Origin of the sequence: Streptomyces sp. NPDC049687 (genome assembly GCF_044465285.1) — a bacterium.
In the GTDB taxonomy this organism is placed as follows: Bacteria; Actinomycetota; Actinomycetes; order Streptomycetales; family Streptomycetaceae; genus Streptomyces.
Genome location: NZ_JBITLN010000021.1, coordinates 1 through 19344 on the forward strand (window position 1 = coordinate 1; position 19344 = coordinate 19344).

The following is a 19344-nucleotide window of genomic DNA, read 5'->3' on the forward strand; positions in this document are numbered from 1 at the left end:
GCGCCCTGCTCACCGCGATCCCCACCCTGATCGTGTACTTCACGCTCCAGCGCCAGTTCGTCAGCGGCCTCACCCTGGGCGCCAACAAGGGCTGAGCGCTCTTCCCCTCACCACTTTCCTGCGATCTCCCGGAGCACCACCAGTGAGTACCGAACGCCGCCTTCACCTGCCCGGCATCGCCTACGGGGGCGACTACAACCCCGAGCAGTGGCCCGAGGAGGTGTGGGCCGAGGACATGCGCCTGATGCGCGAGGCCGGGGTGACCATGGTCAGCGTCGGCATCTTCTCCTGGGCGCTGCTCGAACCGGCGGACGGCGTGTACGACTTCTCCCGCATGGACCGGATCCTCGACCTCCTCCACGAGAACGGCGTCGCCGCGGACCTCGCCACCCCGACCGCCGCCCCGCCCGCCTGGTTCTTCAAGGCCCACCCGGAGGCGCTGCCGGTCGATCCCGACGGCCGCACCCTGTCGTACGGCAGCCGCCAGATCTTCTGCCCGTCCAGCCCCGCCTACCGCAAGGCGGCCCTGCGCATCGCGAACGTCCTCGCCGAGCGCTACGCCGACCATCCCGCCGTCGCCATGTGGCACATCCACAACGAATACGGCTGCCACAACGCCGCTTGCTACTGCGACACCAGCGCGGAGGCCTTCCGGGGGTGGCTGCGGGCCAAGTACGGGGATCTGCCGGCGCTGAACCAGGCCTGGGGCACCACCTTCTGGAGCCAGTGGTACTACGACTGGGACGAGATCCTGCCGCCCCGCGCCACCGGGGCTCCTCCCAACCCCACCCATCGACTCGACTGGCGCCGCTTCTGCTCCGACGAACTGCTCTCGCTGTGCACCGCCGAACGCGACGTACTGCGGAAGGCGGCGCCGGGCATCCCCGCCACCACCAACCTCATGGTCCTGCGCACCTTCGACGCGCTCGACTACTGGCGCTGGGCGCCTGAGCTGGACGTCCTCTCCAACGACCACTACCTGATGTCCGACGATCCCGAGCCGGAGGTCGACATCGCGCTCAGCGGCGATCTGATGCGCTCGCTGGCCGGCGGGCACCCCTGGCTGCTGATGGAGCACTCCACGGGGGCCGTCAACTGGCAACCCGTCAACCGTGCCAAGCGGCCCGGAGAGATGCGCCGCAACGCCCTCGCCCATGTTGCCCACGGCGCCGACGGCATCCTCTTCTTCCAGTGGCGCGCGGCCAGGGCGGGCGCCGAGCAGTGGCACTCGGCCATGCTGCCCCACGCGGGCACCGACAGCCGCATCTGGCAGGACGTCGTGCTGCTGGGTGCCGACCTGCAGTCCCTCGCCCAGGTGCGCGGCAGCACCAGCCCCGCGCAGGTCGCCGTCATCTGGGACTGGGACGCCCGCTGGGCCATGGAACTCCCTTCGCAGCCAAGTGCCGAGCTGCGCTACCAGGATCTGGTGCGCGACTGGTACACGCCCCTGTGGCGGGCAGGCGTCGCCGTGGACTTCGTGCGCCCCGACGACCCCGGTATCGACCGCTACAAGCTCCTTCTGGCGCCCAGCCTCTACCTGGTCGACGACACGAGCGCGGCCAACCTGACGGGATTCGTCGAGCGCGGCGGAACCCTGGCCGTGGGTTTCCACAGCGGCGCGGTCGACGAGAACTGCCATGTCCGCCTGGGCGGATACCCCGGCGCCTTCCGGGAGATCCTCGGCGTGCGCGGCGACGAGCTGTTCCCGCTGCTGCCCGGTCAAACGGTGAGCCTCACCGGCGAGGTCCCCCAGGACGCGACGGCCAACCTGTGGACGGAACGCATCCGCCTCACCGGCGCCGAGGCCGTCGCCACATACGCAGAGGGCCCGCTCGCCGGAGTGCCGGCCGTCACCCGGCACCCGTACGGCGCCGGAACCGCCTGGTACGTGGCCACCCGGCCGGATCCCGAAACCCTGGCCGCCCTCATGCGGCGCATCCGCGAGGAGACGGGTGTGCGGCCCGAGTGCGAGGCACCCGAGGGTATCGAGGTCGTCCGGCGCCGTGGCACGGACGCCGACTACCTGTTCCTGATCGACCACGCCGGCCAGGGCGCCGAGATACCCGCGGACGGCGTCGAACTCCTCACGGGCAAGCCGGTCTGCGGCACGGTCACCGTCCCCGCCGGAGGCGCCGCAGTCGTACGTGAGTCGCACTGACGGAGGTGCATCGAGCAGCCCCCCAGGTGTTCACATGGGGGGCTGGGTCGGCCGCCTTGACGGCTCCGGGGAATGTCAGCTCCTTCCCATGGCGTTGCGGACGGCGTCCTTCGTGCGGTCCATGAGTGCGGCCACCGGACCGAGGGCCACGTTGGCGGTGGCCGACTGGACACCGGGGTGCGGCCGGGTGGGAGCCATCGCCTCGGCGGTTTTGACCGCCCCGGCCATGGCGGCGAGGCTGGTGACGTCGGTGCTGCGGCGGATGTGCGAGAACTCGTAGCGTTCCTCCGCCCGCGCGTGCTCCTGCACCTCCGTGCGCAGCCGCATGAGCCCGGGCAGGAACTCGGGGTCGTCGGTGTCCATGTCGTCCAGCGCCGCGAGGGTCTCCTTCGCCGACTTCTCCTCCGCCAGGCGATCCCCGACGACCTGCTCGCCACCCTCGACCGCCCTGCGGACGAAGGGGTGGACCTGACCACCCTCGGCACCGGTTACGTGCGCGAGGCCCACGAACGCTTCGAGCAGCGGTCAGGGTCGATCGGCTGCACGTTCAGCTCCCGCCGGCTGCGCAGCCGGCGGTCCAGCGGGATACCGCGCTGTTCCAAGGGATTGAAGGTCATCGGGAGGCCTCCTGGGCAGGGCTTGTGCGCGGGTAGGTACCCCGCCACCGGCCCACGAGCATGGGTCCAGCTTCGAGTCTCACCGTCGTCGTCGGCTTTCAGCCACCGCTCGCGCCCCGGTGGGGGCGATTCCCCCCACCGGGTCAGCCGAGAGGACAGCGGCTGCGCGCCGTGGCAGTCCCCTTGCCGGGCCGACGTCCCTCAGATGTCCCGGAAGATCTCGATCTGCGCCCCGATCGAGTTCAGCCGCTCCGCGAGGTCCTCGTAACCCCGGTTGATGACGTAAACGTTGCGCAGCACGGACGTGCCCTCCGCCGCCATCATCGCCAGCAGGACGACCACCGCGGGGCGCAGGGCGGGCGGGCACATCATCTCGGCGGCGCGCCAGCGGGTGGGGCCCTCCACGAGAACCCGGTGCGGGTCGAGGAGCTGGAGGCGGGCGCCGAGGCGGTTGAGGTCGGTGAGGTAGATCGCGCGGTTGTCGTACACCCAGTCGTGGATGAGGGTCTTGCCCGAGGCGACGGCCGCGATGGCCGCGAAGAACGGGACGTTGTCGATGTTCAGGCCCGGGAACGGCATCGGGTGGATCTTGTCGATCGGCGCCTCCAGCTTGGAGGGCCGGACGGTGAGGTCCACCAGACGGGTACGGCCGTTGTCGGCGAAGTACTCGGGAGTGCGATCGTGGTCGAGGCCCATCTCCTCCAGGACCGCCAGCTCGATCTCCAGGAACTCGATCGGGACGCGACGCACCGTCAGCTCGGACTCGGTGACGACCGCGGCGGCCAGCAGGCTCATCGCCTCGACCGGGTCCTCGGAGGGGGAGTAGTCCACGTCGGCGTCGATGTCCGGGACGCCGTGCACGGTGAGCGTGGTGGTGCCGATGCCCTCGACCCGCACCCCCAGGGCCTCCAGGAAGAAGCAGAGGTCCTGGACCATGTAGTTGGAGGAGGCGTTGCGGATGACGGTCACCCCGTCGTGCCGGGCGGCGGCCAGCAGCGCGTTCTCGGTGACCGTGTCCCCGCGTTCGGTCAGCACGATCGGCCGGTCCGGGCGGACGGCGCGGTCGACGACGGCGTGGTACTGCCCCTCCGTCGCCGCGATGTCCAGCCCGAACCGGCGCAGCGCGATCATGTGCGGCTCGATGGTGCGCGTCCCCAGGTCGCAGCCGCCCGCGTACGGCAGCTTGAAGGCGTCCATGCGGTGCAGCAGCGGCCCGAAGAACATGATGATGGACCGGGTGCGTACGGCGGCATCGGCGTCGATCGCGCCCATGTCCAGCTCTGCGGGCGGCACGATCTCCAGGTCGACCCCGCCGTTGATCCAGCGGGTGCGGACCCCGATGGAGTTCAGCACCTCGAGCAGCCGGTAGACCTCCTCGATACGGGCGACCCGGCGCAGCACCGTGCGCCCCCGGTTCAGCAGGGAGGCGCACAGCAGCGCCACGCACGCGTTCTTGCTGGTCTTCACGTCGATGGCGCCGGACAGCCGACGGCCGCCCACGACCCGCAGATGCATCGGTCCCGCGTAGCCCAACGAGACGATCTCGCTGTCCAGCGCCTCACCGATGCGAGCGATCATCTCAAGGCTGATGTTCTGGTTGCCGCGCTCGATCCGGTTGACGGCGCTCTGACTGGTGTTGAGCGCCTCGGCCAGCTGCGCCTGTGTCCAGCCCCGGTGCTGCCGGGCGTCACGGATGAGCTTGCCGATGCGTACGAGGTAGTCGTCTGCCATGAGGCTGAGGTTATCTCAGATATGAGATGGCGCCTCTTGGGGGGTCCGTTCGGGTGACTCCCCGTCAATGACGCCTGGTCGTCCGCGTACGGCGCCACCCGAACGGACCGGGCAGGTCGACCGACGTCGTACGACGTCCGGTGCTGCTGTGTGTGTGCTTCGGGCCGTGCCGGCCGCCGCCGGTGGTGATCGACCACGAGTGCCGGTTGATGTTGAGGCGCACCCCCGGGAGGATGCGGAAGCTCTTGCGGAAGGTGAGGGGCATCGGACCTCCTTCGGTTCGGCAGTGTCCGTCCGCAGTCGTCTACCCCCGCTCGGTCACCTCATGGCAGCAGGCCCCCGGCGGCGTCACGGCGAGCCCGGGCATGACCATTCAGCCCCCATGTACTAGAGTTATCTCGACATCGAGATATCTGCCGAGGCGCACCGCAGCCGCCACCCTGGTAAGGGTTACCTAACTTAGCCTGACCTTAGCGGATCGGCCAAGCTCGCGTGGCGCAGGATGCGGTGGTACGCGCACATCAATGAAGGAGACTGTCGTGTCGGCGAACAGCTTCGACGCCCGCAGCACGCTGCAGGTGGGCGACGAGTCGTACGAGATCTTCCGGCTGGACAAGGTGGAAGGCTCGGCTCGCCTTCCGTACAGCCTGAAGGTGCTGCTGGAGAACCTGCTCCGTACCGAGGACGGCGCGAACATCACCGCCGACCACATCCGTGCCCTCGGCGACTGGGACTCGCAGGCCCAGCCCAGCCAGGAGATCCAGTTCACGCCGGCCCGCGTGATCATGCAGGACTTCACCGGCGTGCCCTGTGTCGTCGACCTCGCCACCATGCGCGAGGCCGTCAAGGAGCTCGGCGGCGACCCGGCGAAGGTCAACCCGCTCTCCCCGGCCGAGCTGGTCATCGACCACTCCGTCATCGCCGACAAGTTCGGCACCAACGAGGCGTTCGCCCAGAACGTCGAGCTGGAGTACGGCCGCAACCGCGAGCGCTACCAGTTCCTGCGCTGGGGCCAGACGGCCTTCGACGACTTCAAGGTCGTCCCGCCCGGCACCGGCATCGTCCACCAGGTGAACATCGAGCACCTGGCGCGCACGGTCATGGTCCGAGGCGGCCAGGCGTACCCTGACACCCTGGTCGGCACCGACTCGCACACCACCATGGTCAACGGCCTCGGCGTGCTGGGCTGGGGCGTCGGCGGCATCGAGGCCGAGGCCGCGATGCTGGGCCAGCCGGTCTCCATGCTCATCCCGCGCGTCGTCGGCTTCAAGCTCACCGGTGAGCTCACCCCCGGCACCACCGCCACCGACCTCGTGCTCACCATCACCGAGATGCTGCGCAAGCACGGCGTGGTCGGCAAGTTCGTCGAGTTCTACGGCGAGGGCGTCGCCGCCACCTCCCTCGCGAACCGCGCCACCATCGGCAACATGTCGCCGGAGTTCGGCTCCACCGCCGCGATCTTCCCGATCGACGACGAGACCCTGAACTACCTCAAGCTCACCGGTCGCTCCGAACAGCAGGTCGCGCTCGTCGAGGCGTACGCCAAGGAGCAGGGCCTCTGGCTGGACCCGAAGGCCGAGCCGGACTTCTCCGAGAAGCTCGAACTGGACCTGTCCACGGTCGTCCCGTCGATCGCCGGCCCGAAGCGCCCGCAGGACCGCATCGTCCTCGCGAACGCCGCCGAGCAGTTCAAGGTCGACGTGCGCAACTACGTCGACAGCGTGGACGAGGCGGGCCAGGAGTCCTTCCCGGCCTCCGACGCCCCGGCCGTCGCCCCGAACGGCGCCCCGTCCAACCCGGTCACCGTGACCGCCCCCGACGGCTCGACGTACGAGATCGACCACGGTGCGGTGACGGTCGCGGCCATCACCTCCTGCACCAACACCTCCAACCCGTACGTCATGGTCGCCGCCGCGCTCGTCGCGAAGAAGGCCGTGGAGAAGGGCCTGACCCGCAAGCCGTGGGTCAAGACCACCCTCGCCCCGGGTTCCAAGGTCGTCACCGACTACTTCGACAAGGCGGGCCTGACCCCCTACCTCGACAAGGTCGGCTTCAACCTCGTCGGCTACGGCTGCACCACCTGCATCGGCAACTCCGGCCCGCTGCCGGAGGAGGTCTCCAAGGCCGTCAACGACCACGACCTCGCGGTCACCTCGGTCCTCTCCGGCAACCGGAACTTCGAGGGCCGTATCAACCCCGACGTCAAGATGAACTACCTGGCCTCCCCGCCGCTGGTCGTCGCGTACGCCCTCGCGGGCTCCATGAAGGTGGACATCACGCGCGAGGCCCTGGGCATCGACCAGGACGGCAACCCGGTCTTCCTCAAGGACATCTGGCCCTCCGAGGCCGAGGTCAACGAGGTCGTGGCCAGCGCCATCGGCGAGGACATGTTCAACAAGTCCTACCAGGACGTCTTCGCGGGCGACGCCCAGTGGCAGGCGCTGCCGATCCCGACCGGCAACACCTTCGAGTGGGACGCGGAGTCGACCTACGTCCGCAAGCCCCCGTACTTCGAGGGCATGACGATGGAGACCACCCCGGTCTCCGACATCACCGGCGCCCGCGTCCTGGCCAAGCTCGGCGACTCGGTGACGACGGACCACATCTCGCCCGCCGGCGCCATCAAGGCCGACACCCCGGCCGGCAAGTACCTCACCGAGCACGGTGTGGAGCGTCGTGACTTCAACTCCTACGGCTCGCGCCGAGGCAACCACGAGGTCATGATCCGCGGCACGTTCGCCAACATCCGCCTGCGCAACCAGATCGCGCCGGGCACCGAGGGCGGCTACACCCGCGACTTCACCCAGGACGGCGGTCCGGTGGCGTTCATCTACGACGCCTCCCGCAACTACATCGAGCAGGGCATCCCGCTCGTCGTCCTCGCGGGCAAGGAGTACGGCTCCGGCTCGTCCCGCGACTGGGCCGCCAAGGGCACCGCGCTCCTCGGAGTCAAGGCCGTCATCGCCGAGTCGTACGAGCGCATCCACCGCTCGAACCTCATCGGCATGGGCGTCCTGCCGCTGCAGTTCCCGGAGGGCGCCTCGGCCCAGTCCCTCGGCCTGACCGGCGAGGAGACCTTCTCCTTCACCGGCGTCGAGGAGCTCAACAACGGCACCACCCCGCGTACGGTCAAGGTCACCACCGACACCGGCGTCGAGTTCGACGCGGTCGTCCGTATCGACACCCCCGGTGAGGCCGACTACTACCGCAACGGCGGCATCATGCAGTACGTGCTGCGCAGCCTGATCCGCAAGTAAGCGGTTCGGTACGGCAGTCGGGCCGCACTCCCCGTCCGGGGGTGCGGCCCTTCGCGTTCAGAGCCAGCCTCGTTGCGCCGCCCGCACCCCCAGCTGGAACCTGCTCGCCGCCCCCAGCCGCTCCTGCAGCTCACTCACCCGCCGCCGCAGGGTCCGCAGGCTCACCCCCAGATGGCGGGCCACCGCCTCGTCCTTCATCCCGGCCGCCAGCAGCCGGATCAACGTCCTCTCGCCCTCGGAGAGTTCACCGTCGTCGGCCGCCTGGCCCAGCGGCGTCGCCTGCTGCCAGGCCAGGTCGAAGAGCTTCTGCAGGGCCTCGGTCACCGCCGAGTGCCACACCACGACGGCACAGTAGCCGCCGGCCACGGAGGCGGTCAGCGGCAGCAGCGCCCGGCGTCCGTCGACCACCAGCAGCTTGAGCGGCACGGACGGCAACACCCGGGCCTGCTCGCCGAGTTCGACCATCCTGAGGGCGCGGGACAGGACCTTCGGATCCTCCAGGCCGGTCGCCGCGTAGATCCCGCGGGAGACGATCCCGCGGCTGAGCAGATCGGCCTGGAGATCCACCTGCGGAGCGGCCGGGGCGAGATACGGCGGGGTGTCGAAAAGGCACACCTCGTGCTCTGCGCGCGCGTACATCTCCTCCAGGCGTGCCGCGATGGCGCCCTCACCGGAGGCGACCTCGACCAGCCGGGTCGGCTCCTCGCGCAGCAGCCCCGCCTCGTAAGCGGTCGCCATCTCCTCGGCGGTGGCGGCCAGCAGCTCGGACTCCGTCTCACGCCGCCGGATCAGCCCGCGGATCGCCACCCGAGGGTCCACCGCCCGTAACCCGCCCATGGAGTCGGGCGGTTGCAGCAGCCCGAGGGCGAGCAGCCGGTTGCAGGCCTCGCGGACCCGGGCCGGGGAGGCACCGGTCAGCAACGCCCAGCCGGCCGTGCCGACGTCGGGTTGGTTGAGGACCGCCTGGTACACCAGCTCGTCGAACGCGGAGACCCCCACCGCGGCCCAGGGGCTCGCGGCGGGGGTCTGCCCTGCCGTGTCGTATGCCGTGTTCACCATGGCCCGGCACGGTAGACGATCTTTGTTAAGGATGTTCGTAACGGCCTGGAAGGCCGCGCACTTCAGGTCGTCTACTTCAGGCCGAACGCCCGCAGTACGGTCTGGTCGACCGCGTTGCCGTTCCGGTCGGCGGCCCGCACGCGCAGCGACACGAATTCGGCGCCCTTCGGGTGCTTGAGTTCCAGCTCGCCGTGTTTCACCTTCATCTCCTTCCAGGACGTGCCGTCGTCGTAGGAGACCCATGCCTTCAGGTCACCGGCCGCGACGCTGCCCGACTGGTTGCGTACGGAGAGTCCGATCTCCGACTTGTCCTTTCGGTCGACGCGGTTGAGGAGGTCGAGCCCGTCCACGTCGTAGTCGACCGAGAGCAGCGGCAGCGCCGTCCGCTGGTCCGTGTGCGCCGAGGCGAAGGACCACTCGGTGTGGGTGCCGGTGGAGTACGCGGCCCGGTCGGCCGTGCGCTTGGCGTCGAGCACGAAGCGGTACGAGGCCTTCGCCGCCGGGACGTCGAAGGTGCCGAGTCCGCCGAGCGCGGTGTCGCCGACCAGCTGTCCGTCCGCGTAGAGCTTGCCCTTCGCGGTGTCCTGGACGTTGTCCACCGACCCGTAGTGCCCCGGCGTGGAGTCGCTCAACTCCGGGATCGTGAAGGTGAGTTTGTCGCCGGTGCGCTGGGAGAGGCCGTACTGCTCACTGGTCGCCGGACGGACGACCTGGCGCAGCCAGTCCTCGGTGGGCAGCCTGCCCGCCTTGTCGAAGGTCCGCAGGGAGTTCCACTGCGGCTTGGTGGCGTTCGTGTCGGGATAGACGGCGTGCCAGATCCGGGTGTCGGAGACGTTGTAGTACTCGGTGCGCTCCATGCCGAGTTGCACGTTGTTGACGGTCGCGATGTCGGCGAACTGCCAAGGACGGTACCTGTACACGGCGTCCTTGCCGACCTGACCGGCCTTGGTCCCGTGATAGCGAACCGTCTGCTTCACCGTGTTGGAGCTGTTCAGGTCGTACGTCTGGTCGGCCGAGACGGCGCCAGTCTGCGGGAACATCACGCTGTACACGTACGGGCTGACCGCGGTGCCCTTCAGCTTCAGCTTGACCTTCTTCCCGCTCTTGAGCAGGGCCCCGAGCTTCGCGCCGTCCTCGCCGGTGGCGGTCATCAGCGGGATGGTCGCGCTGTCCACCCAGGAGATCCAGTACCCGGGCGTCTCGTGGTAGGCGAGGACGTAACCCGCCCCTGCCGCCGTCGCGTTGGCCAGCGCCTCGTCCGCCGTCGCACCGGCGCCCACCCGGACGACCGCCACCTTGCCCTTGACGTCGAGCCCCGCGAAGTCGGCCACGGTGCCGCTGCCCGCGTCCACCGCCCGGACCGTGCGCTCACCGTTGATCTTCACCGGGAAACCGCTGTACGTCTGCGCGTAGTCGAGGGGCAGCGCGTACTTCTCGGGGCTGGTGACGCTCGCCGTCAGCTCCTTGGCGTACAGACGGAACTTCGAGGAGAACTCGAACATGCCCTCGGTGACCTTCTCGGTGGGCGCCACGTAGACGTGGTCGGTCCACCAGCCCTGGCTGTAGGTGATGCCCCAGGCGCTGCCCGGGCCCTCCCGGTGCCAGTTGGTGCTGAAGCCCTGGAACTCGGAGTCCTGCTTGGTCTTCGGCTTGATCTCGACCGCCTTGCGGGCGTCGAGGACGACCTCGGTGTTCTTGTCGACCTTGATCTCCGGATCGCCGACGACCGAGGTGTCGACCTGCAGTCCGGCGGCGTCCATCGTCGAGATCCAGGACGCCACGTTGTACGTACCGGCGGGCACCCTGAAGGTGTAGCCCTTGCCGATGTACCCGTATGTGTCCGGGTACGCGCCGTTGATCTCCTGCAGCATGTAGATCGACGCCGAGGTGGACGGCTTGCCGTCCCGGCCCACCAGCGACACCTTCAGGTCGTAGGTCTTCGCCAGCTTCTCGAAGCCGACGGCGGTGGTGACCTGGACGCCGTCGGCGCCCGCGGTGATGTGGCCCGTGTACCGGCCCGCCTTCTCCTCGGCCGGGTCGACGGTGACGCCGATGGTGGCGGTGCCCTTCGCCGGGACGGTCACGGTGTCCGCGTTCAGGGCGGCGTCCGGGAGCGACGAGGAGACCTTCAACTCCACGGCTTTGTCGGTGGTGTTGGTGTAGGTGATGTCCTTGCTGTCGGCCTCGGTGTCGTCGTGCTTGTACGTGCCGAAGCTCAGCGTCGGCGTCGCGAAGACGCCCTGACGGACCGCCCGTACGGCGTCGACCCGGCCGTCGCCCTGCTCGAACACCGAGTTGACGGTGTTCGTCTTCGCGGTGGTCGCCAGCGCCTGCTTGATCTGCTGTCCCGTCCAGTCCGGATGGGCCTGGGCGACCAGCGCCGCGGCGCCCGCGACGTGCGGGGTCGCCATCGAGGTACCGTTCGAGCTCGTGTAGTAGCCGTCGACCGGCGTGCCCATGGAGGTGCCGGCGGCACGGGCCGCCGTGATGTTCACGCCCGGCGCGGTGATCTCCGGCTTGACCGCGGAGTCTCCGAGACGCGGGCCGCGGCTGGAGAACGACGCCAGCTTGTCCGACTTGTCGACCGCGCCCACGGTGAGCGCCGAGTCGGCGATGCCCGGGGTGCCCACGGTCTGCTCGCCCGGACCCGCGTTGCCCGACGCGATCACGAAGAGGGTGCCGGTGGACGCGGACAGCTCGTCGACCGTCTCACTCAGCACGTCCGAGGAGCCCGATGCGGTGCCGCCCAACGACATCGACACGATCTTCGCGCCCGAGTGCGCCGCCCACTCCATGCCCGCGATGATCCAGGAGTCCTGGCCGCGGCCGTCGTTGCCCAGCACCTTGCCGACCAACAGCTCCGCACCGGGCGCCACACCCTTGCGCTTGCCGTCCGAGGCCGCGCCCGAGCCGACGATCGTGGACGCCACATGGGTGCCGTGGCCGTGGCCGTCCTGCACCGACTGGTCCGGCACGAAACTCGTCGACTCCGCGATCCTGCCCGCGAGATCCGGGTGACCGGCGTCCACGCCCGTGTCCAGGACCGCGACCTTGACGCCCTTGCCGTCGTAGCCCGACCCCCAGACCTCGGGTGCGCCGATCTGCGGCACGCTGACGTCGAGCGACGCCTCGACCTTGCCGTCGAGCCAGATCTTGTCGATGCCGTCGCCGAGCTGTTTCGCGGCCTTGCTGGTGGCCCGGGTGCCGAGGGCCGGGGCGACGTCCGTCCAGAAGGCGGTGGACTTCTTCGCGCTGAGCGCGGCGCCGTCGATCCCGGGGAGAGCGAGCGTCCGGCGCGCGCCCTCGGGGATCGCGCCGCCCTTGCTGTAGGTCGCGATCACCGGAGTGGTGCCGGTCTTCGCGTCGCCGTACCCCTGCTTCACCAGCTGGGTGACATTGAACAGGGCCGGGTCGAGCCGGCCCGCCTTGATCAGCGGGATGGCGTCCGAGGGCAGGACGCTGATCTCGCCGTTCTTCTCGCTGGACAGGAAGGTGGCGGCCTCGCGGCCCTTCCCGCGCCGGACGTCGACGGCGTACTTGCCGTCCGGTCCGGTGGTGAGCGACACGGTGTCGCCGGTGATGAGGGTGACGATCTGCGGTGCGGCGGTGCGCGAGCCTGTGGGGGGTGTGGTGGCCGAGGCTCCGAATGCTGCCGTCGCGGACGGGATCGCCCCCGCGAGCAGTCCGGCGGCCGTGGCCACGGACCACAGGGCGTGGAGTCTTCGCATGGGTGGACGTCCTCCCCTGGAACGTGTCAGAGGCCTCCGCAGGTGAGCGGAAGCCGGAGTTCAGCCTGATCGCCGCACTACAGCCGACTCAAGGGAAACCAGTGGCCGAAGCGTGCCAATGCCCCCTTCGGTCACGGCAGTTGTCGAAATCCACACCCGTCCCGGAAGTCCTCCCGTGCCTGCTGGACGGCCGTTTCGCACGGCTGCGGCTCAGCCTGGACACAGCGTTCCCCCAGCCGGCCGGGACAGAATCGGGACATGACTGGCACCCCGGGGTTCGGCAGCGGACGGGTCCGCGTCCTGATCGTCGACGACGAGCCCGCGCTCAACGAAGTGCTGTCCGTGGCCGTCACGGAGGCGGGCCGGCGCCCCTGTCCGGCGCCCGACGGGCACCGCGCGCTGCGCGAGGCACGCCGGTGCGCCCCGCACGCCGTCGTCCTCGACGGCATGCTGCCCGACCTGGACGGCATCCAGGTCCTGCGCCGCCCGCGCTACGAGAGTCCCGTGCTGCCCGTCCTCATGCTCACCGCCCGCGACGCCCCGGAGTACCGCATCGACGGTCTGGCGAACGGCGCCGACGACTACGTCACCAAACCCTTCTCCCTGGAGGAGGTCGTGCTGCGGCTGCGCGGACTGCTGCGCCGCTCCGGCGCCGAACGCACCCGCGCCGACGACTCCGTGCGTGTCCTCGGCGACCTGGTCGTGGCCGCCGAGTTCGGGGAGGTCCACCGCGACGGCGCCCGTATCGCGCTCACCGCCAAGGAGTTCGACCTGCTCAGCCTGGTGATGGCACACCCGCGCCAGGTGCTGAGCAAGGCGCAGATCCTCGACCGCGTCTGGAGCGGCGGGTTCGACGGCGGCGGCAACCTCGTCGAGGTGTACATCTCCAGCCTGCGCCGCAAGCTCGACCGGGGCCGGGCGCCGGTGATCCAGACCGTGCGCGGGCTGGGTTACGCCATCAGGCCGGAGGAGGACGGGAGATGAGCGTCCGCAGGCTCGTGGGCGGTTCCCTGCGCACCCGTCTCCTCCTGTTCATCACCGCCGTCCTGGTCGCCGTCTGCGCCGCGATGGCCCTCACCACCGTCTTCGTCCAGCGCGCGTACCTCCTGGGCAACCTGGACGACCGGGTCACCGACGCCGCCGAGCGCAGCCTGGGCGTGGCCTCGCTCCACCCGGAACTCACCGGTGACCTGACCTTCCTCAGCGAGAGCGGCCACCCGGCCGGGACGCTCGCCGCCCGCCTCGACGCCGACGGCACCGTCCTCGCGGCGGCGACGGTCGGCCAGGACACCCCGCCGCAGAACCTCACCCACGCGCAGACCTCGGCGCTGTCGGGCATCGCCACCGACGGCTCGTTCCACACCAGGACGGTCCCCGGCCTGGGCACCTACCGCATCACCGCCCTCGACGACCACGGTGTCCGGGTCCTCACCGGCCTCCCGATGGGCGACGTACAGGAGATGATCAGCGGTCTGGTGGTCGTCGAGGCGGTCGTCGCGGCGCTGGGCCTGACGGCGGCGGGCTGCGTCTGCGCGGTGGTCATACGACGGCAGCTGCGCCCCCTCGGCCGGGTCGCCGCCACCGCCGTCGAGGTCTCCCGCGCGCCGCTGTGCAAGGGCGAGGTCACCGGCCTGACCCGGGTCCCCGAACGCCACACCGACCCCGGCAGCGAGGCCGGCCAGGTCGGCGCCGCCCTCAACCGCATGATCGACCACGTCGAGTCCTCGCTCGCGGAACGCCGGCGCAGCGAGGAGCGGGTGCGCCGCAGCGAGGAACGCATGCGCCGCTTCCTCGCCGACGCCAGCCACGAACTGCGCACCCCGCTGGCCTCGATCGCCGGTTACGCGGAGCTGATGAACCGCGGCACCGACCGCGTCGAACCCGGCCTGGCCTGGCGCCGGGTGACGGCCGAGTCGGCACGCATGACGGGCCTCGTCGAGGACCTGCTCCTGCTGGCCCGCCTCGACGAGGGCCGGCCGCTGGAGTCCGCCGAGGTGGACCTGGCGGCGCTGGTCGCCGAGGCGGTGTGGGACGCGCGGGCCGCGGGCGGCGGCCACGACTGGGAGCTGGAGCTCCGCCTCGACGCGTCGCCCCTGGTCCTCGGCGACCAGGCCCGCCTCCACCAGGTGGTGGCCAACCTGTTGGCCAACGCGCGGGTGCACACCCCCGTGGGCACCCGGGTGGTGGCGATGGTGGAGACCAGGGACGGCCTGGGCACGATCCGCGTCCGCGACGACGGCCCCGGCATCCCCCCCGACCTGCTCCCCACCGTCTTCGAACGCTTCACCCGGGCCGACGCCTCCCGCGCCCGCGCCACCACGGGCACCGGCTCCGGCCTCGGCCTCGCCATCGTCGCCGCGATCACCGCGGCCCACGGCGGCCGCATCGACGTCCACAGCGAACCGGGCCGCACGGAGTTCACGGTCGAACTCCCCCTGACGGGCGACCTCGGAGCCGACACACTGACGTGGAGCCCACGGGCCTCGCTGCTGTGACGGGGGCGTCGACCAGCCGGTGGACCAGGCGCGGGCCCTTGGGCCGGATCACCTCAGGGCAGCCTGCGACGAGCGGCCTTTCGCAGAGTCTGCGGGGATCCGTAGCGTTCCAGCAGCCAGGTCACCCGCATCGCCCGGCTCCGCGAGGGCGACGACCTCTTCGTCCGCCGGCGGCGTCGGCACCGCCACCGGCCGGTTCGCCCGACTGTTGGGCGTCGGCCGACTCGTGGGCAGCGCGGGCTCGCCGGCCAAGGTCGACCACCTGACCCGGGAGGTGGGCTACGACGCGGCGTTCGACCACCACGACGGCCTCGCCGCTGAACTGCTCGCCAAGGCCGCACCGGACGGCATCGACGTCTTCGTCGACAACGTCGGCGGCGAACAACTGGCCGCCGCGGTGGGCACACTGCGCGAGTTCGGGCGCATCGTCCGGATCGGCACCATCAGCCGCTACAACACCCCGGACGCGCCCCCGCCGCACTTCAACTACTCGGACGTCGTGGAGAAGAGCCTCCGCATCGAGGGCTTCCTGGTCAGCAACCACCGGGAGCTGCAGGACGAGCTGTACGAGTTCGCCGTTCCCCATCTGCAGAGCGGCCGGCTGGCGCTGGACCAGACCGTGGTGGACGGGTTCGAGCACATCGTGGACGCATTCCTGGCATGCTGCACGGCAAGAACACCGGAAAGATCATCGTGCGGGACCGTGCGCAGGCCTGGTCCGGCCGTCGCGCGCGTGCCGCATCACTTCCGGCGGCCGCTCACCGAAGCCAGGCATGCCAGATCAGAGCGAGTCCCGGACCCTGGTGGGGGCTCGTTGACGGTCAGGTGCGTGGTGCGTGGTGCGTGGTGCTGGAGCCTGCCTGACGCAGGCCAGGGAGCCGGCGGCATGGCTGACGCAGGGCAGAAGCAGTGGGGTGGGTCAGAAGGTGACGGAGAGGACGATCTTGCCGATGGTACGGCCGGTCTCACCCAGCGTGTGGGCCCGGGCGGCCTCTTCGAGGGGGAAGACCTCGTCGGCGATCACGCGCAGGCGGCCGTCCTCGACCAGGGAAGTGATCTCGCGCAACCCCGCATGATCGGGCTCGACGAGCATGAACACCGCCCGTACTCCGGCCGCTTCGGCCTCCTGGGCGGGAAAGGCGTCGTCCAGCGGCAGGATCGAGACCAGCGAGCCGCCCGGCCGCAGCGTTTGCAGGGACCGGGCCCCGTTGGCGCCGCCGAGGGCGTCCAGGACGACATCGACGTCGCGGAGGGTCTCGGCGAAGTCCTGGGTGCGGTAGTCGATCAGCTCGTCGGCGCCCAGTGAGCGCAGCAGCTCGTGCTTGGCGGCGGTGGCGGTGCCGATGACGTACGCGCCGCGGGCCTTGGCAATCTGCACGGCGAGGTGGCCGACGCCTCCGGCGGCCGCGTGGATCAGGACGCGCTGTCCGGGCTGGACGTTCGCGGTGTCCACCAAGGCCTGCCAGGCGGTCAACGAGGCCAGCGCCAGGCCACCGGCCTGGATGTGGTTCAGGCCCTTGGGACGCGGGGCGAAGTGCCGGGCCGGGGCAGCGACATATTCGGCATAGGCGCCCGCCGGGTGCGGGAAGCGCGGCATCCCGAACACCTCGTCGCCGACCTGGAAGAGTGTCACCCCGTCGCCGACCGCCTCGACCACTCCGGCGACGTCCCAGCCGAGCGTGAACGGCGGCCTGGCGCCATTGGCGAACACCCCCCGCTCACGGGTCTTCCAGTCGGCCGGGTTCACGCCCGCCGCGTGCACCCGGACCAGGATCTCGCCCCGGCCCGGCACCGGACGCTGCGTCTCGACGACCTTGAGGACGTCCGGAGCTCCGGCGGCGTCCTGGGAGATGGCGCGCATGGTCGCGGGGGTGGTGGCCTGGTCCATGATGACGTGCTCTTTTCAGCAGAGGGTTTCTGGCGGTTTGTGCCGATTCTCTACGGCACCCGCCAAGACTGCCCGGACGGACAGCCACCCAGTAGTGGCCCGATGGCCAAGGAGTGAAAGGATCGGGTCATGCATCACGTTGGCGTTCTGGCCCTGGATGGCGTGGTGCCCTTCGAGCTCGGTATCCCCGCGCGGATCTTCGGCGCCGCCCGCGACGGCACGGGCAACCGGCTCTACTCCGTGACCACGTGCAGCTTGGACGGCCGGCCCGTCCGCGCCGAGGCCGACTACCAGCTCACCGTCTCTTACGACGCCTCCCTGCTGGCCACCGTCGACACCGTCGTCATCCCGCCCTCCCACGCGCTGGGCCCCATTCGTGAGGAGGGCCGGCTGCCCGACCCCCTGCGCGAGGCCCTGGCCGCCATCCGCCCCGGAACCCGGATCGTGGCGATCTGCACCGGCACCTATGTGCTGGCCGCCGCGGGACTGCTCGACGGCCGCCCCGCCACCACACACTGGCGTGAAGCCGACCGCCTGCAGCGCATGTTCACCACCGCGCGCATCGACCCCGACGTCCTCTTCATCGACGACGGCGATGTCCTCACCTCCGCCGGGGTGGCCGCCGGCATCGACCTGTGCCTGCACATCGTCCGCCGCGACCACGGCAGCGACATCGCCAACGAGGTCGCCCGCTCCTGCGTCGTACCTCCCTGGCGCGACGGCGGCCAGGCCCAGTACATCCGGCGCCCCGTCCCCGGCCCCACTGCCTCCGGCACCGCACCCACACAGGCGTGGATCATGGAACGCCTCTCTGAACCCGTCACCCTGGCTGACATGGCCGCCCACGCCAACGTCAGCCCGCGTACCTTCACCCGCCGCTTCCGCAACGAGGTCGGCACCAGTCCCGGCCGATGGCTCATCCGCCAGCGCGTCGACCTGGCCCGGCACCTGCTGGAGACCACCGACTGGCCCGTCGACCTGGTCGCCGACCGCGCCGGATTCGGCACCGGTGTCTCCCTGCGCCGGCATCTTCATGCCGCCATCGGGGTCACACCCCAGGCATACCGCCGGACCTTCCGCCCCACTTCCGCCGACGGTTCGGCGCAGTAGCGGCGAGCACTCATCGTTGGAGGCGATCGCTATGCTGTTCCTTTCCTCACGCTCGGTGAGGACCTGAAAGAGCATTTACCCGCCGAGGATTCGGACCTCCGATCAGCGTCTCCCGCGGCACCGCCCGGCCCGGTGCCCTCCCCGGTCATCCGTTCCACAGGGGGACCGGTCATGCGGGCCCGGAGGCCGGCGGCCCTCTTGCAGGACCGCGAAGAAGATGACGGGGGACCGGAGGGCCAGACCGGGGCGGCGACACCATCCGCCGGCCCGCCCGACCGAAGGAGGCGACCGTGACGACCATCGCGGTGACCGGACACATGGACCTGACCGAGAGCACCGTTCCCCTGGTCCGTGCCGCCCTCGACGACCTGCTCCGGCGGCACACCGGCACCGGCGACCTCGTCGGCGTCTCCTGTCTCGCCCGGGGCGCCGACCGCCTCTTCGCTGAAGCGGTCCTCGCCGCCGGTGGACGCATCACCGTCGTCATCCCCTCCCAGGACTACCGTCGGAGCCAGGTCGATCCCGACCAGACGCCCCTCTTCGACCACCTCGTCGAAACCGCTCAGGAAGTCCTCGTCCTCCCGTACGAGACCGCCGGCATCCGGGCCTACGAGGCCGCCAACGCCGTACTCGTCGAACGCGCCGACCGACTGGTCGCCGTATGGAACGGCGAACCCCCCGGCGGCAGGGGCGGCGGCACCGCCGACACCGTCCTCGAAGCACGCGCGGCCGGCATCCCCGTGGATGTGGTGTGGCCGACCGGCGCCGCCCGGGCGAGCTGAACCGGCCGGGCCAACCTTCCTCGAGGACAAGAGAGTTGGACTACCGTCGAATCATGGAGTGGACAGCCCTGGTCAGCACGGTGCTCGGCGCCGCGATCGCGACGGGCTCCGCCCTGCTCCTGGACCGCCGGCGCCGGCACCAGGAGCGCCTGGACCGTGATCTGCAGATCCGGCGCAGCCTGTACGGCGAATACCTGGCCTGCCTCTCGGAGGCCCGCCACACCTGCGGAAACGTGGCCCGGGATCCGGACATGGAGCTCCCGACGCGCCGGACGACGGCCCGTGAGGCGTTCGGACCGTGCATCGGCCTGCGTTACCAGGTGACCATCACGGCGCCCGCCGACGTGGTGGCGGCCTCGGAGAACGCCTTCCGCCGCCTGCGCGACCTCCGCGACCACGTCATGGCGGGCGTCCTGGCCACCGAGCAGGTCTACCTGGAGGGACGCCTCGGTTACGACGAGGCCCTCGCCGCGCTCCGGAACGGCATGCGCAGGGACCTGAGCGTCGACCGACACTGAA

14 protein-coding genes and 2 pseudogenes are annotated in these 19344 nt (G+C 70.4%); 9 read left to right on the forward strand and 7 right to left on the reverse strand.

Going from position 1 to position 19344, the window contains the following annotated elements; genetic code table 11:
* Together ACIBVL_RS39455 and ACIBVL_RS39460 are read left to right on the forward strand one after the other, a co-directional pair.
* Nucleotides 1–95 (forward strand): annotated as a pseudogene (locus ACIBVL_RS39455) (carbohydrate ABC transporter permease); the annotation flags it as partial.
* A gap of 47 nt (nt 96–142) precedes the next feature.
* Nucleotides 143–2158, forward strand: a complete 2016-nt coding sequence (locus tag ACIBVL_RS39460) for a beta-galactosidase (protein ID WP_399105424.1) — start codon at nt 143–145, stop codon at nt 2156–2158.
* A gap of 75 nt (nt 2159–2233) precedes the next feature.
* Here ACIBVL_RS39460 and ACIBVL_RS39465 read toward each other — a convergent pair whose 3' ends face one another.
* The 4 genes from ACIBVL_RS39465 to ACIBVL_RS39480 form a co-directional block, all read right to left on the reverse strand.
* Nucleotides 2234–2665 carry a hemerythrin domain-containing protein gene (locus ACIBVL_RS39465; RefSeq protein WP_399105426.1) on the reverse strand — a complete coding sequence of 144 codons (432 nt, stop codon included), beginning with the start codon at nt 2663–2665 and terminating at the stop codon, nt 2234–2236.
* The gene (locus ACIBVL_RS39470; protein WP_399105578.1) at nt 2647–2775 is read right to left on the reverse strand and encodes a hypothetical protein; all 129 of its coding nucleotides are present in this window, start codon (nt 2773–2775) and stop codon (nt 2647–2649) included. The genes ACIBVL_RS39465 and ACIBVL_RS39470 overlap by 19 nt, the downstream gene beginning before the upstream one ends.
* Before the next feature lie 201 nt (nt 2776–2976).
* A complete protein-coding gene (locus tag ACIBVL_RS39475) occupies nt 2977–4506 on the reverse strand; it encodes a UDP-N-acetylglucosamine 1-carboxyvinyltransferase (protein ID WP_399105428.1) in 1530 nt (509 codons plus the stop codon).
* Between the two features lie 64 nt (nt 4507–4570).
* Nucleotides 4571–4771 (reverse strand): DUF4236 domain-containing protein, encoded by a 201-nt coding sequence (locus ACIBVL_RS39480; protein WP_399105430.1) that lies wholly within the window; start codon nt 4769–4771, stop codon nt 4571–4573.
* Nucleotides 4772–5045: 274 nt separating this feature from the next.
* Between ACIBVL_RS39480 and acnA the strand changes: the two genes are divergently transcribed.
* A complete protein-coding gene (gene acnA, locus ACIBVL_RS39485; protein WP_399105432.1) occupies nt 5046–7763 on the forward strand; it encodes an aconitate hydratase AcnA in 2718 nt (905 codons plus the stop codon).
* A gap of 57 nt (nt 7764–7820) precedes the next feature.
* On the opposite strand, the gene ACIBVL_RS39490 is transcribed toward acnA, so the two are convergent.
* Together ACIBVL_RS39490 and ACIBVL_RS39495 are read right to left on the reverse strand one after the other, a co-directional pair.
* Nucleotides 7821–8822, reverse strand: a complete 1002-nt coding sequence (locus ACIBVL_RS39490; protein ID WP_399105434.1) for a response regulator transcription factor — start codon at nt 8820–8822, stop codon at nt 7821–7823.
* Between the two features lie 71 nt (nt 8823–8893).
* Nucleotides 8894–12550: a S8 family serine peptidase gene (locus ACIBVL_RS39495; RefSeq protein ID WP_399105436.1), complete on the reverse strand. Its 3657-nt coding sequence runs from the start codon at nt 12548–12550 to the stop codon at nt 8894–8896.
* A gap of 258 nt (nt 12551–12808) precedes the next feature.
* Between ACIBVL_RS39495 and ACIBVL_RS39500 the strand changes: the two genes are divergently transcribed.
* From ACIBVL_RS39500 to ACIBVL_RS39510, 3 genes and pseudogenes are all read left to right on the forward strand, one after another.
* The gene (locus ACIBVL_RS39500; protein ID WP_399105438.1) at nt 12809–13534 is read left to right on the forward strand and encodes a response regulator transcription factor; all 726 of its coding nucleotides are present in this window, start codon (nt 12809–12811) and stop codon (nt 13532–13534) included.
* A complete protein-coding gene (locus ACIBVL_RS39505; RefSeq protein WP_399105440.1) occupies nt 13531–15045 on the forward strand; it encodes an ATP-binding protein in 1515 nt (504 codons plus the stop codon). Before ACIBVL_RS39500 ends, ACIBVL_RS39505 begins: the two co-directional genes overlap by 4 nt.
* A gap of 120 nt (nt 15046–15165) precedes the next feature.
* Nucleotides 15166–15744: pseudogene (locus ACIBVL_RS39510) on the forward strand (zinc-binding dehydrogenase); the annotation flags it as partial.
* 220 nt (nt 15745–15964) lie between these two features.
* Here ACIBVL_RS39510 and ACIBVL_RS39515 read toward each other — a convergent pair.
* Nucleotides 15965–16933, reverse strand: a complete 969-nt coding sequence (locus ACIBVL_RS39515; RefSeq protein WP_399105442.1) for an NADP-dependent oxidoreductase — start codon at nt 16931–16933, stop codon at nt 15965–15967.
* Between the two features lie 129 nt (nt 16934–17062).
* Between ACIBVL_RS39515 and ACIBVL_RS39520 the strand changes: the two genes are divergently transcribed.
* From ACIBVL_RS39520 to ACIBVL_RS39530, 3 genes are all read left to right on the forward strand, one after another.
* The gene (locus tag ACIBVL_RS39520; RefSeq protein WP_399105444.1) at nt 17063–18043 is read left to right on the forward strand and encodes a GlxA family transcriptional regulator; all 981 of its coding nucleotides are present in this window, start codon (nt 17063–17065) and stop codon (nt 18041–18043) included.
* Nucleotides 18044–18333: 290 nt separating this feature from the next.
* Entirely contained in the window at nt 18334–18825 is a 492-nt protein-coding gene (locus ACIBVL_RS39525) for a hypothetical protein (protein ID WP_399105446.1), read from the forward strand.
* 53 nt (nt 18826–18878) lie between these two features.
* Nucleotides 18879–19343 carry a hypothetical protein gene (locus tag ACIBVL_RS39530; RefSeq protein ID WP_399105448.1) on the forward strand — a complete coding sequence of 155 codons (465 nt, stop codon included), beginning with the start codon at nt 18879–18881 and terminating at the stop codon, nt 19341–19343.
* Nucleotide 19344: the final 1 nt, after the last annotated feature.

What these genes read in the sequence shown, in the direction of transcription:
- ACIBVL_RS39500 (WP_399105438.1), top strand. Translation starts at nt 12,809, where the DNA reads ATGACTGGCACCCCGGGGTTCGGCAGCGGACGGGTCCGCGTCCTGATC.
- ACIBVL_RS39530 (WP_399105448.1), top strand. Translation starts at nt 18,879, where the DNA reads ATGGAGTGGACAGCCCTGGTCAGCACGGTGCTCGGCGCCGCGATCGCG.
- ACIBVL_RS39480 (WP_399105430.1), bottom strand. Translation starts at nt 4,771, where the DNA reads ATGCCCCTCACCTTCCGCAAGAGCTTCCGCATCCTCCCGGGGGTGCGC.
- ACIBVL_RS39490 (WP_399105434.1), bottom strand. Translation starts at nt 8,822, where the DNA reads ATGGTGAACACGGCATACGACACGGCAGGGCAGACCCCCGCCGCGAGC.
- ACIBVL_RS39515 (WP_399105442.1), bottom strand. Translation starts at nt 16,933, where the DNA reads ATGGACCAGGCCACCACCCCCGCGACCATGCGCGCCATCTCCCAGGAC.
- ACIBVL_RS39520 (WP_399105444.1), top strand. Translation starts at nt 17,063, where the DNA reads ATGCATCACGTTGGCGTTCTGGCCCTGGATGGCGTGGTGCCCTTCGAG.
- ACIBVL_RS39495 (WP_399105436.1), bottom strand. Translation starts at nt 12,550, where the DNA reads ATGCGAAGACTCCACGCCCTGTGGTCCGTGGCCACGGCCGCCGGACTG.
- ACIBVL_RS39470 (WP_399105578.1), bottom strand. Translation starts at nt 2,775, where the DNA reads ATGACCTTCAATCCCTTGGAACAGCGCGGTATCCCGCTGGACCGCCGG.
- ACIBVL_RS39475 (WP_399105428.1), bottom strand. Translation starts at nt 4,506, where the DNA reads ATGGCAGACGACTACCTCGTACGCATCGGCAAGCTCATCCGTGACGCC.
- ACIBVL_RS39505 (WP_399105440.1), top strand. Translation starts at nt 13,531, where the DNA reads ATGAGCGTCCGCAGGCTCGTGGGCGGTTCCCTGCGCACCCGTCTCCTC.